The 12,898-nt window shown below is 33.6% G+C and carries 18 protein-coding genes; 11 read left to right on the top strand and 7 right to left on the bottom strand.

The features are described from left to right. Positions 1-122 precede the first annotated feature (122 nt). Together QMD61_10605 and QMD61_10600 are read left to right on the top strand one after the other, a co-directional pair. On the top strand, positions 123-1,235 hold the full coding sequence (locus QMD61_10605) for an ABC transporter permease (protein MDI6725083.1): 1,113 nt from the start codon (positions 123-125) through the stop codon (positions 1,233-1,235). A 17-nt stretch (positions 1,236-1,252) separates the two neighbouring features. Continuing rightward, complete coding sequence (locus QMD61_10600) at positions 1,253-1,948, top strand: ABC transporter ATP-binding protein (GenBank protein MDI6725082.1); 696 nt, start codon at positions 1,253-1,255, stop codon at positions 1,946-1,948. A gap of 36 nt (positions 1,949-1,984) precedes the next feature. Here the strand turns inward: QMD61_10600 and QMD61_10595 are convergent, their stop codons facing one another. The 5 genes from QMD61_10595 to QMD61_10575 all read right to left on the bottom strand — a co-directional run bounded on the left by QMD61_10595 (position 1,985) and on the right by QMD61_10575 (position 4,564). Then, positions 1,985-2,446, bottom strand: a complete 462-nt coding sequence (locus QMD61_10595; protein ID MDI6725081.1) for a GNAT family N-acetyltransferase — start codon at positions 2,444-2,446, stop codon at positions 1,985-1,987. 224 nt (positions 2,447-2,670) lie between these two features. Further along, positions 2,671-2,913, bottom strand: a complete 243-nt coding sequence (locus QMD61_10590) for a hypothetical protein (protein ID MDI6725080.1) — start codon at positions 2,911-2,913, stop codon at positions 2,671-2,673. A gap of 23 nt (positions 2,914-2,936) precedes the next feature. Continuing rightward, a complete protein-coding gene (locus QMD61_10585) occupies positions 2,937-3,227 on the bottom strand; it encodes a prenyltransferase/squalene oxidase repeat-containing protein (GenBank protein ID MDI6725079.1) in 291 nt (96 codons plus the stop codon). A gap of 304 nt (positions 3,228-3,531) precedes the next feature. Beyond that, positions 3,532-3,972, bottom strand: a complete 441-nt coding sequence (locus QMD61_10580) for a nucleoside deaminase (protein MDI6725078.1) — start codon at positions 3,970-3,972, stop codon at positions 3,532-3,534. Between the two features lie 88 nt (positions 3,973-4,060). Next, entirely contained in the window at positions 4,061-4,564 is a 504-nt protein-coding gene (locus QMD61_10575) for a hypothetical protein (GenBank protein MDI6725077.1), read from the bottom strand. A 101-nt stretch (positions 4,565-4,665) separates the two neighbouring features. Between QMD61_10575 and QMD61_10570 the strand changes: the two genes are divergently transcribed. The 9 genes from QMD61_10570 (at position 4,666) to QMD61_10530 (ending at position 11,165) form a co-directional block, all read left to right on the top strand. Beyond that, complete coding sequence (locus QMD61_10570) at positions 4,666-5,409, top strand: alpha/beta hydrolase (GenBank protein MDI6725076.1); 744 nt, start codon at positions 4,666-4,668, stop codon at positions 5,407-5,409. A 168-nt stretch (positions 5,410-5,577) separates the two neighbouring features. Beyond that, positions 5,578-5,862, top strand: coding sequence for a winged helix-turn-helix domain-containing protein (locus QMD61_10565; protein ID MDI6725075.1), 285 nt, complete (start codon positions 5,578-5,580; stop codon positions 5,860-5,862). A 39-nt stretch (positions 5,863-5,901) separates the two neighbouring features. Further along, a complete protein-coding gene (locus tag QMD61_10560; protein MDI6725074.1) occupies positions 5,902-6,237 on the top strand; it encodes a hypothetical protein in 336 nt (111 codons plus the stop codon). Between the two features lie 309 nt (positions 6,238-6,546). Continuing rightward, positions 6,547-7,431 carry a hypothetical protein gene (locus QMD61_10555; GenBank protein ID MDI6725073.1) on the top strand — a complete coding sequence of 295 codons (885 nt, stop codon included), beginning with the start codon at positions 6,547-6,549 and terminating at the stop codon, positions 7,429-7,431. A gap of 463 nt (positions 7,432-7,894) precedes the next feature. Next, a complete protein-coding gene (locus QMD61_10550; protein MDI6725072.1) occupies positions 7,895-8,224 on the top strand; it encodes a PadR family transcriptional regulator in 330 nt (109 codons plus the stop codon). After that, positions 8,221-8,748 carry a DUF2812 domain-containing protein gene (locus tag QMD61_10545; protein ID MDI6725071.1) on the top strand — a complete coding sequence of 176 codons (528 nt, stop codon included), beginning with the start codon at positions 8,221-8,223 and terminating at the stop codon, positions 8,746-8,748. Before QMD61_10550 ends, QMD61_10545 begins: the two co-directional genes overlap by 4 nt. A gap of 118 nt (positions 8,749-8,866) precedes the next feature. Beyond that, complete coding sequence (locus QMD61_10540) at positions 8,867-9,835, top strand: NAD(P)-dependent alcohol dehydrogenase (protein MDI6725070.1); 969 nt, start codon at positions 8,867-8,869, stop codon at positions 9,833-9,835. 18 nt (positions 9,836-9,853) lie between these two features. Then, positions 9,854-10,591 (top strand): class I SAM-dependent methyltransferase, encoded by a 738-nt coding sequence (locus QMD61_10535; GenBank protein MDI6725069.1) that lies wholly within the window; start codon positions 9,854-9,856, stop codon positions 10,589-10,591. 76 nt (positions 10,592-10,667) lie between these two features. Further along, positions 10,668-11,165 (top strand): flavodoxin family protein, encoded by a 498-nt coding sequence (locus tag QMD61_10530; protein MDI6725068.1) that lies wholly within the window; start codon positions 10,668-10,670, stop codon positions 11,163-11,165. Between the two features lie 93 nt (positions 11,166-11,258). On the opposite strand, the gene QMD61_10525 is transcribed toward QMD61_10530, so the two are convergent. Both QMD61_10525 and QMD61_10520 read right to left on the bottom strand, forming a co-directional pair. After that, positions 11,259-12,416 (bottom strand): aldo/keto reductase, encoded by a 1,158-nt coding sequence (locus QMD61_10525; protein MDI6725067.1) that lies wholly within the window; start codon positions 12,414-12,416, stop codon positions 11,259-11,261. Positions 12,417-12,620: 204 nt separating this feature from the next. Further along, on the bottom strand, positions 12,621-12,898 hold a 278-nt coding region (locus QMD61_10520), incomplete at its 5' end, for an ATP-binding protein (protein ID MDI6725066.1).

The following is a 12,898-nucleotide window of genomic DNA, read 5'->3' as shown; positions in this document are numbered from 1 at the left end:
AAAATTCAAGTAAATTTAAACAAATATTTATATAACATTATGATAATACACATTCATCTGTGAATACATGAACAAATATTCATATAATTGAATTGATGAATCTTTTCAGGAGATGAAAAAAAATGTCGTTTTTAGGTCTTGTGGTTAAAAATCCATTTAGAAGTAAAACAAGAACAGCTTTAGCAGTTATTGGAATTGCAATCGGGATAGCAACAATCGTTGCGCTTGGAATAATTACGGACGGTCTTAAATCATCAACAGAAGAAACCCTTAAGGCAGGTGGATCTGATTTCATGGTAGTGGAATCCAATGTATCGGATATGATGTTCAGCTCCATTGAGGAAAAACGTTTGGATGATCTTAAAAACACCTCTGGGGTTCAGGATGCAGTAGGCGTATTGCTCGCAATTTATCCAGTAGATAATAATCCTTATTTCCCAGTAATGGGTATAAATGCTGATAAACTGTCGGTTGGAGAGATAACTGTTATTGAGGGGCAGGGCTTTTCAGAAGGTAAAGATGAGATAATCATTGGAAAAGCAGCATCACAAAAAACTGGCAAAAAAGTGGGAGATACACTGGAAATATCAGGTAAAAAATTTAAGATTACAGGAATATACGAAACAGGAGACCTTCAACAGGATGCAGGGGCATTTATGTCTTTAGACACGCTTCAGGACCTCGAAAAAAAGGATGATAAGCTGACAATGATATTTGCAAAGCTTGATAAATCAGCAGATCTTGAAGAAGTAACAGATAGAATAGACGATACATACATAAACGAACTAATGACAGTAAAATCACTTGAAGACCTTGGAAAGGTAGAATCAGGGCTTAAAACAATAGATACTGCTTCATGGGCTATTTCACTCCTTGCAATAGTTATTGGAGGGATTGGAGTCATAAATACCATGATAATGTCTGTATTCGAGAGGACAAGAGAAATAGGTGTTTTAAAAGCAGTAGGCTGGACAAATAAAAGAATACTGGGCATGATACTTGGAGAATCCATTGTAATTACATTAGTGGCGGGCTTTGTTGGAATAGTAATGGGTATTGTAGCTATTCAATTACTGATACCCATGGGAATGGAAGGATTCATTGAACCAGTATATAAAATGGATACTTTCTTAAAAGCACTTGGAATAGCTCTTTTTGTTGGATTAATCGGAGGATTTTATCCTGCCTATCGAGCAAGCAGGTTACCACCAACAGAAGCACTGCGTTATGAATAATTTGGATGGTGAATAAAATGGAAAGCGTAATTGAACAATACGATAGGATAGAAAACATCATACAAATTAGAGGGATTAAAAAGAGTTTTGACAATGGAAAAATAACAGCATTAAACGGTATAGATCTAAATATTAAAAAAGGAGAATTTGTTTCCATAATAGGACCGTCAGGATCTGGAAAATCCACCATTCTAAACATGCTTGGAGCGTTGGACGTTCCTGATGAAGGGAAGATTAAAGTAGCAGGATATGATCTAAGGAGAACTAAGAACTTAAACCAGTTCAGATCCCGGGAAATTGGATTCATATTCCAGCTGCACAACCTCATTCCGAATCTCACAGTTCTGGAGAATGTGGAAATTCCAATGTATGAAAGCATTTATTCCGGTAAAGAAATGCGAAAAAGAGCGATTGAATTACTTGAATATGTTGAACTTTCAGATAAAGCTGAAAGAAAGCCCACAGAACTTTCCGGAGGGGAAAGACAGCGTGTTGCTATTGCACGTGCCCTGGCCAATAATCCTTGTATAATCCTTGCTGATGAACCAACAGGTTCTTTAGACTCCAAAACAGGGCAAATGATCCTTCAAAGACTTAAAAATCTGCATGAAAAAGAAAATGTGACATTGATTATGGTCACTCACGATATGAATGTTGCATCACTGGCTGAAAGGACAATAAAAGTACTGGATGGAAAGATAGTTGAAAATTAAAACTATCTCCAATATTTTTGGGATAATAGGCAATATTTAACGTAATAATTTAACACACATTAAATTATATGGCCTATATCCATGCTTCCGCCAGAAATTTTTAGATATTTCATTAAAATCTGAAACCATGCATTCCATGCGTTTAATACCTTTATTAATAAATATTTTTTCAACTTCGGCCAGTAATTTTTCCCCAATTCCCTTATTTCGATGTTTTTCTGTTACACATAACTCTGATATAATTCCTATAGTATCTTTATAAACAGGAGGATCATCTGATTCAGTAGCTATTAAATATCCTAAGACTTTATTTTCTAATTCATAGACCAATACAATATAATCTGGGCTTCTAAGTATATCTTTAATGTAATTAGAGTAAATATTCCGTGCGTCAGGTTTCATTTCATATAAATCGCTTCTTTGAATGTGAAAATCCATCATTTCCTGCCATAGATCTATGATTGCACATATATCCTCTTTAGTTGCTTTTCTTACCATTTTATCCCAATTTATTTATAATTAAATATTTTATTTAACTCCTATAAATCTCTTAAATATTCTGAAAAACTGTTAATGTAAGCCATAATCTGGGTTTAAATATTTTTTTATTATCTTTCGATTTGTGAATTCCAGAATAAGACAGTTTCAATAATCCATCATTTACCTGATGATCTATAAGTCATTTTAAGGCGCTATTTATATCATGATCTTCTTTAGGAAGCCTAATTAAAGAAATCGAATCCAGAGCAGAAATATTGGTCCACCAATGGAAATTGAAATCTAATCCAGTTATCAGGGTGTCTGTATGATGCCCAGTTATCTTCCTTAAAGAATTTGGATTTTAAAAGTTCAGCAGCTTTTAATGCATAACCTGAATTTTTATATTTGTCATGAACTGAAAATGCCCTTAAAACCATTCCTGTGCTTGTTGCAGAAAATGGTTTTGATTTATCGAAAGCTCTCATAGTTTTTCTATTAGCATTTGAAGTCAGATCATTTCATCTCTTGAAAGTTTAACTCCAATCATACCAGAAATTCCAATAACCCAACCGCCATCATCTTGTCTCATACTTAAGAGCCATTTAAATCCTTTTTCTATGCGTGGATCATTCTCATAGCCTGCTTTTATTAAAAGATACATTATTGCTCCGGTGTAATAAGGGGTATACTGGTTTGCTAAAATTCCCATTATGTTTCCTTCCTCAGTTTGACAGGAAAATAAATATTCGGAGGCTTTCCTGATTGCTGGGTGATTTTTATTCATTTCATATTGCTGAATTAAATGCCTGAAATGTCGCCATGTTTCAATTAAACTGTATTTTACTCCAGAATCTTTCTTTTTTGGTTTCCATGAGCCATCAGGCTGTTGTTTTTTAAGTATATTCTGTACATCTTTTAAATTCCAGATAGGTCGATTGCATCTACTTTCTCTTCTAATAAATCCATTTCAGTAAAATAAATAACTGCTTCATCCTCTAATTCAAGAAGTGGTTTAATTGTTTATATATGAATTTTGAAAGCCAATCAGTCATTCTATCGCCTGAACCATCTCTACTAAAATCTCATGAAAGTTTTCAAGCTCTTCATAACCCAATATCTTCATACCATAGTTCTGGATGCATTTGGATGAAATCCGACATCATCTTAATACATGAAGGGTCCTGAAGAACATCTAAAACAACTCCTCTTGATCTAAGCAGTTCTTCTTCACCCATAAAATTCATATTTTCCCCTATTACTACTTTTGGTATCCCATAAAGCAAAATAGCTCCTGCACACATTGAACAAGGAGATAAAGTTGTATAAAGAACACATTCACGGTAAACAGCTCCTGATATTCGTCCTGCATTTTCCAGAGCATCAATTTCACCATGAAGAATTGCACTCTTGTTCTGAACTCGCCTGTTATGCCCACGGCCTATAATCTTGCCGTTGTGAACAATTACAGACCCGATTGGAATACCCCCTTCTATAAATCCCTTTTTTGCTTCTTCAACGGCTGCTTTCATAAATTCATCAGTCATGCATTCCTCCCCTAACGATTATTTTGATGCTTAATTTTTTAAATCCAGATTAAACCATTTTTATGGGCTAATTTGGTTTTTTTAGTCATTAGTACAGCCATTTTCTATATTCTGGCACATTTTTCATATCTTCATAAATCCAGACCATTCTATCCAGGAACCAAAGCTTTCCACAGTAAACAAGGGCAAATCCTACCAGCAAGGGCCAGATTTCAAGTGAATAAACACTCCAGATAACAAACAGCGCCCCTATTCCTGCAACGAGGTTTAAAATATTAGGGGCTTTAGCGTGATGATGAGGGATCTTGATTTTATCACGGTTAGACCAGACCCTTTCACCTAAAACAGATTTTGAAGCCCAATTATCTGTTGATTTTGGTTTATCGAATATTCTTGGATTTATATATGTCCAAAATATTGCTAAAATAATAAGAATTAACGCCCACCAGCCAAGCCATACTCTGCTCCAAAAAGCAATCACCAAAGCAGGTAAAGCAGTATTTCTGGTCCACACGCTCCAGGGATTGGCATGTTTCATCCAGTTTTCTTCATCAAGTTTGAATATTGAGCTGATCTTTCTTTCAACGGTCATATTGCTCTCCTGAATTTATATCTGTTAAATATAAAATATAAAATATAATTCTTGGTAAATTTTTTTAATAAAATAAAATAAATAATATATTAGGTATACTTATGAAATATATAAACTCAAAGAAGAAATTAATTTTACTGATAATTTTAGTTATAGTTATAATAGCAATAGCAGGGTTTGTATATTATGTTTCTGACTATTATCGTGCTGATAATCAGGCTTTAGCAGCACTCAAATCAACTGATTCTTATAATGTAGTCAACACAGATGATTACATTACATTCACTCCTACAAAGAATGGAAGCGCCACAGGAGTAATAATATATCCTGGAGGTAAAGTTGAAGCAGAAGCTTACTCCATAATTGCTTCTAAACTTGCAGAAAATGGTTATACTACAATAATCGTTAAAATGCCCTTTAATTTAGCATTATTTGATAGTAATAAAGCTGACGAAGTTATAGCCGATCATCCTGAGATTAAAAATTGGGTGATTGGGGGTCATTCACTTGGAGGAGTTTTTGCATCAGATTATGCGATAAATAATCAGGATAAAATAAAAGGAGTCATATATTTAGCCTCTTATCCTTCATCAGATGCTTCAAATACTACTTTTAAAGCATTATCAATTAGAGGTTCCCTTGACGCACTTACAACAAGTCAGGACATTGAAGAAAATAAAAATAAATTCCCTGCTGATACTACCTTTATCACCATAAATGGCGGTAATCACTACAACTTTGGTAATTATGGAGTTCAAACAGGGGATAATAACAGTACCATAACAAGAGAGCAACAGCAGGATGAAACAGTTAATGCTATACTTGAATTTCTTAAATATCTCTGAATTTATTAATTTATTTTCAAATAGAATGTAAATAGTTTTTAAATCCATTAAGACTAAAATATTTAAAGAGAGGGTCTATAATAATATTTAAGTATATTATGTCTGATATTAGAAAGATAATAATTGTTTCAACATTATATCGGCGTTTTATAATCAACAGGGATTATTATGAAGAAAGTGTTTTTATGGTGGTTGATAATCGGCAGTAAAGGTGGAGAAAACCGTGCCAGAATAATACTCGAACTTAATAAAAGACCCTATAATGCTAATAAACTTGCCCAAGAGCTTTCTCTTGATTATAAAACTATTAGACACCATATCGATGTTTTAAAAGAAAATAACATAGTTAAATCAACTGGAGAAAAGTATGGTGCATTATATTTCCTTTCTGATGAAATGGAAAAAAATTACGATACATTTCTGGAGATATGGGGTGAATTTAGGGAAAAATAGATATACATATAAAATTTATTCAAAAATGAAGGTTAAAACATGTCTGTACTTATAACTCAATTATCAATAATATCAAATATATTTAATGCTCTTTTTCTTTTGATTAAATGGTCAGCCTTAATTACCAGTATTGCTAATATTTGCCTCTTAGTAGGAATGTTGTATGTATATTTAGAAAGATATCTAAAGGTGAAATCTAAATTTACCACAACACTGGTATTATTTGCATTGCTTTTCCTGATTCAAAACATACTGTTTTCGGTTTATTTCATATTTAATCTTCCCAGGACCATTATTGGTTCTATAATTCCTTTAGTATTCTTAGGGCTTGAATTTGTGGCTTTAGCACTGCTTTTGAAAGTAACCAGAGAATAATTGAAATAATTGTCTTCAATATTTCTATTAAATTTTCTTTTTAAACCTGTTCTGGCCATATTTTTTGATTTTAAATAGTTTAAATTGATATATTAAATATGGATTTTTATAAGTTGGAGGCAATTTGGGTGGAAGTATGGGTATAATCAGAGTAAAATCTGGAAAAGTTATTTTTAAGAGTTTAAACAAGAATTAAATGATCGATAACTAGTCAAGTAATTCAAAAATATTGAAATTGCAATATTTACTGAAAAACCATTGTTAAATACATTAATAACTAAAAAATAGAAAATTTTGGAGGTAAAAAATATGGTGGATATAAAGGAAATTAAATCTATAAAACTGACACCTTTTACAAGGATGTCTGCTTCAATATATGGAATTTTAGGGCTAATTGCAGCCATAGTATCTTTAATAACACTCACAATTGTACAGACCGCAGGGCTCATTCCACAATTGGGACAATTTAATATTGTAACTGGACTTGGACTGCCTTTAATTGTACTTCTTCCAATTGGGGCATTTTTCATTACAATAGCAGCAAGTTTCTTCTCTGTAATGCTTTACAACTTATTAGTACCAAAGTTAGGCGGAGTAAAATTAGAATTAGAGGGTAATGAAGTAGTAAAAATCCCGGTAGTTTCATTTGCTCTAATATTAGCAACTATTGGATCAATATGGGCATTCATTGCAGGATTAGTAATGGCGGCAGTGATTTCACCTGTATTTTCATTACTCAGTTCAATACCTGCAGCGACTAATATAACAGCTAATATAACCAACGCCTCTGGAGGAGCCATGCCATCAGGTGCGGAACTTGGGACAGCAGGATTGTTAGTATCCCTGGTGTTAATAATTGGACTACCTATACTGGTATTTGTATTTGGTTTTATTTGGAATGCTTTATTTGCATTATTCTACAATTACATAGCCATTAGAGTATCTAAAATCAAATTAGAATTCTCTCAAATCACAGGGAACTTGCATGAACTCAAGCACATACCAGTACTGCCAACAGCTTTAGCAGTAGCAATTGTTTACGCATTATTAGGAATTATATCAGGTGTTTTATCAGGGAACTATGGAGAATTTATATCAAATTTTGTGCTGTATTTCATAGAAACCGCATTAATCGCGCTTTTATACAACTACCTGGCACCGAAGATTGGTTCAATTAAATTAAATCTAGAATAAAAAATGAATGAAAGCATTTTTATAGACCTGAAAGGTCTTTAAAGTCAAAGAAGTCAAAAAACCGCTTTCAAGGCCATTTAATGCTAATAACTTTCGCACCGCCTCTGTAATGTATAGCAACATGGTTTTGTTAGTGTTGAATATCTCCTGGCCCGATTAAAGGGTCAGGGACTTCTGAGACCAAAATTTTTAGTACCAAAATTAATTATGGGCCAGCCTAGGTATGTAAGAACTTAATGTAGACACATTACTTGTGTGTAGGATTTTTCATGGGTCAGAATCTCTTATACTAGTTTTAAATAGATTTATATTTAATTTTTTGAGTTTTTCTAACTTAAGAGGTTTTTCAGATTTTTTTTATAGAAATTATTCTTGGAATTCAAAAGGTTTATATATAACGTGACACGATATATCGTTATGTGGTATAACATTGCACGATGTATCAAAGATTGGGAGATCTGATATGGATGCCAAAAAATTACAAAAAAAGTATTTACCATTAACTGAAGCGGCATATTATGTTCTAATTTCTCTAAATAAGCCAAGACATGGTTACGGTATTATGCAACACGTTAATGACATAACAAATGGACGTATTAAGATTGGAGCAGGTACCATGTATGGAAATCTGTCCAGAATGGAAAAGGAAGGATTAATAACTTCCGTTGCAGAAGAAGATCGTAAAAAAATTTATGAAATTAGTGAAAAAGGAAAAATTATACTAGAATTAGAGCTCGCACGTCTAGAAGAGCTTCTTAAACATGGCAGATTAGAAAAAGGGGAATTAAAATGAAAGAAGTTAAAACTGTATGGCGCATGTGGGGAGGGTGGGAAATAGAAAAAATGGAAAATTGGCTGGAAGGGATGGAACGGAATGGATGGAGTTTATTCAAATTCGATTTTACTATGATGAGGTTCCAATTTAAAAAAGGCGAAGGCAGGAAAATGAGGTACTGTTTCGATTATCAGAGTAAGGTGGGATATGACTATTTTGAGATTTTCAATGAAGATGGCTGGGAATTAGTGCATGATACAATCAGTCCATGGCATATATGGCGCAAATCCTATGAAAATAAGAAACCCCGCATTTATACAGATACAAGGTCATTAATTGAAAGAAATAACAGGCAAATTAGAAATATTAGTTTTGGAGTACTTATAAGCTTAATCTTATTATATTTGGTGTTAGTCACTGGTTTTGATGGTACAAAATTACTTTCACTGCTTCTAATCTTTTCTCTCGTATTTTATGGATATTTAATAGCTCAAATTTATCAATATAATAAAAAACTGAAATTAAATGCGATTAAATGTTAATATTGCCGTGTTCAACATGCGAAAATTAATATATGCTCTACTCATTGGTAAATGAAGCAGTAAATGAAAATAATTAATAATCAGGAAATTTTTGAATCAAATAATTTGGGGAAAAATTATGAAAGGGATTGTATATACAAAATACGGAACACCGGCTGTTTTAGAATTAAAAGAGGTAAAAAAACCAACTCCAAATGATAATGAAGTCCTTATAAAAATATATGCCACAACTGTAACAGCAGCGGATTGCTTGATGAGAAGAGGCGATACAATCATTAGCCGATTATTTCTGGGACTGCTAAAGCCTAGAAAAAAAATTTTAGGTACTGAACTTGCTGGTGAAATTGAAGAAATAGGTAATGATGTCAAACGATTTAAGAAGGGTGACCAGGTTTATGGATTTACGGGTTTTGGGCTTGGTGCTTATGCTGAGTATAATTGCATGCCCGAAAATGGATCTCTGGTACTAAAACCGGCCAATATGAATTATGGTGAAGCCGCAGCTGTGGTTGATGGAGCATCAACGGCATTTTTTTTCCTTAAAGAAAAGGCAAATATTCGAAATGGACAAAAAGTTCTAATACTTGGTGCTTCTGGAAGTATAGGCACTTTTGCGGTTCAAATTGCCAAATATTTTGGTGCTGAAGTTACTGGGGTGTGTAGTACTGCAAATCTTGATTTGGTGAAATCTTTAGGTGCAGATAGAGTTATTGATTACACAAAAGATGATTTCACAAAAAATGGCGAGAAATATGATATAATTTTTGATACAGTAGGAAAAAGCTCATTTTCACGTAGTAAAGAATCGCTAAATGAAAAAGGCCAGTATCTTTTAACTAACGGGGGATTGAAGTACCTAGTTTTATCTTTATGGACTTCAATAGTAGGCGGTAAAAAAATTATATCTGCAATGTCAATTGAAAAAACTGAAGCTTTAATTTTCATAAAAAAGCTTATTGAAGCAGAAAAAATTAAATTAATGGTAGATAGAAGTTACCCTTTAGAAAAAATTGCCAGTGCACATCATTATGTTGAAAAAGGCCATAAAAAGGGAAATGTGATTATTAAAGTGGAGCATGACAGTTAAAAAGATTATGGTGAAAAAATGAATGAAGAAAAATTTGATTTTGGTGGTTCTATTTTATTTGAGAACTTTCCATGGATTTTAGGATTGGTATTTTTCATTGTCAGTATGGTTATATTTTTTTATTTTAAATCACCTTATATTCAGGTACTGTCATTACCTCTAATTTTGTTATCTGCAAATTTCTTCATGGGAACTTATGTCACCCGTAATTTTTCAAAAACTGATAATATGACTCTTCCATTTGTTGATTTATTCTCCTCTGATAAGGATCTTATCCTTGATGCGGGGTGTGGTTCTGGCAGAGCCACAGTTGAACTAAGCAAGGTTTCGAAGAATGGACAGATCGTGGCTCTGGACCTTTTTGAATCAGGAGAGGATATCGCTAGTAAAAAATTGCTTGAGGAAAACTTGGAAATTGCGAGAATAACCGACAGAGTTCGGATCGTAAAAGGAGATGTTTTAAATCTTGAATTTGAGGATAACACCTTTGACACAGTTATTAGCGTCCTCATGGTGAACAATTTAGGCAAAGCAAAACTTACAGGATTAAAAGAGCTGTTTCGCGTGATTAAGCCCGGCGGGAAAATATTGATAATTGTTCCCACCATCAGCTTACAAACATTCGCGGTAATGAGTGTTTTCTCTTTAATACTCACTTCCAGTAAAGAATGGCGGTCACTCTTTGAGCAGGCCGGGTTCAGGCTTCTTGAAGAGGGAAATATAAACTTTGGAAAATTTTTCCTGTTACAGAAATAGCTTAGTTATTTCAAAATAAAAAGCAGAAATGGTAGTAAATGCTTGATTAAATTATTTATAATTAAAAATAAGGTGAATGAAATGGAAAATAGTGGATAAAACTAAGGATGTGTTGTTAATGAAATCTCTATTGGTCTTGTATTCATATCACCACCACAACACTGAAAAAATTGCGAAAGTCTTTGCAAAAGTTCTTAATGCAGAAATAAAATGGCCAAAAGAAATAAATCCTGAAGGACTTCAGGAATATGATCTTATAGGTTTTGGATCGGGGATTTATAGTGCAAAACACCATGAATCTCTGTTAGAACTCGCTGATGAACTACCTAAAGTAAATGATAAGAAAGCATTTCTATTTTCAACCGCTGGAATAACAAGTAAGTCCAAAGCAGCCAAAGATCACTCTAAACTTAGAGAAAAACTACAGGCGAAGGGTTACATAATTCTTGATGAATTTCAATGTAAAGGTTTCAATACCAATAGTTTTCTTAGGTTATTTGGGGGAATGAATAAGGGCAGACCTAACTCTAAAGACCTTAAAAATGCAGAAGATTTTGGTTTAGGGTTTAAATAGTAAATGGAATTCATAAGTTATTAATGGGAGATAAAAGGCAATTCGTGAAAATAATGAATAATTAGAGAATATTTATTGATTTTAAACATTTCATTATTTCTTATCAAAAGTTTCCCTGGCTTCTTTAAGATATTCCCTTATTTGAATGCTTTGTGTGCATTTTTCTTCACATTCACCGCATTCATCACAAAATGCAGCGCTGGCCTGTTTGGCAGTTAGAAATGAATAGTTTCCTGCAGGTTTTTCCATATTCTGGTAGATATAAACATCATTCAGCAGGTTCAGGTTCAGCGGAATGTCCACTCCTTTTGGACAGGGCATACAGTAACCACAACTCGTGCAGACAGCGTGAATTCTTTCACTGTAGGCTTCCCTAACTTCCTGAATCAAATATTTCTCCTCAGTGGTAAGACTATCTGCGTAACCGTTCTCTGCAATCTTAACATTCTCTATAACTTGCTCCATGGTGCTCATACCACTTAAAACCACATTAATCTCTGGTTTGTCCCATAAGAATCTTAAAGCCCATTCTGGAAGACTTCTTTTAACTGGGGCACGATCCCATATTGCCTGAATGTCTTTAGGGACGTTGTTTGTGAGGCAGCCACCTCTTAGGGGCTCCATGATTGCAATTCCCATTTTTTTAGCTGCTGCATATTCAAGTCCGGCTTTTCCGGCCTGAAAATCCTGATCCATATAGTTAAACTGGATCTGGGAAAAACTCCAGTTATAAGAGTCCACAATTTCCTTAAAAAGGCCTAATTCATCATGAAATGAAAAACCAGCATACCTTATTCTTCCATCTTCAATAGCAGAGTCTAGAAATTCTAAAACATCCACATCTGTTAAATTTTCCCATGTATTCGCTCCAAGACCGTGTAAAAGATAGAAATCAATTCTATCAGTTTGAAGTCTTTTTAGTTGCTCATCAAGGAAGTAGTTAAGGTCTTCTTTTTTCTGGACAAGCCAGCTTGGTAATTTAGTGGATAGATATACATCATCCCTGTAGCCGTCTTTCAGGACCTTTCCAACAAAAATTTCGCTCATACCACCCTCTATTGCAGATGCACCGTGATATGGATAAGCAGTATCAACATAATTCACCCCACGGTTTATTGCATGGTGAAGCATATCCGTTGCCAGGGCTTCATTGATTTTTGTGGGATTTCCGTCAAGTACTGGAAGCCGCATGCATCCAAAACCGAGTATTGAGACTTTTTTACCCGTTTTCCCGAATTTTCTGTATAACATTAGTGATAATCCTCCGGATAAATATATTTTAAGCGTTTTGATGATTTAAAAATTTTTTAAGTACTGATCTTTCAACTGATTTATTTAAATTGTTTATATTAAATGTTTTTATAGTGCGATTAAAACTATGGAATTAATTTAAAAACGGCATTAATTGATTAATAAAGAAATTAAAAGTTTAAAATAAGTCAGAATTTTCATTGGTTAATTTTGATTCCTTGGAATAGTAAAGGAAAAAGTAGAACCTCTACCAAGCTCTGATTCAACCCAAACACGCCCTCCATGACGATCAACGATCCTTTTAATAATTGCAAGTCCTATTCCTGCGCCTCGATATTCTCCAATAGAATGTAACCTTTTAAAAACTTCAAAAATTTTGTCACTGTATTGTTCTTCCATCCCTATCCCATTATCAGATACTGAAAAGGTGTTCACTGCCTTCTTTCCTTGCTGAAATATGAATTTTTGGATTTTCATCCTTT

The sequence above is a fragment of the Methanobacterium sp. genome (assembly GCA_030017655.1).
GTDB lineage: Archaea > Methanobacteriota > Methanobacteria > Methanobacteriales > Methanobacteriaceae > Methanobacterium_D.
The sequence above is the reverse complement of the archived record's forward strand: the minus strand, read 5'-3'. Positions and strand labels throughout refer to the sequence as shown.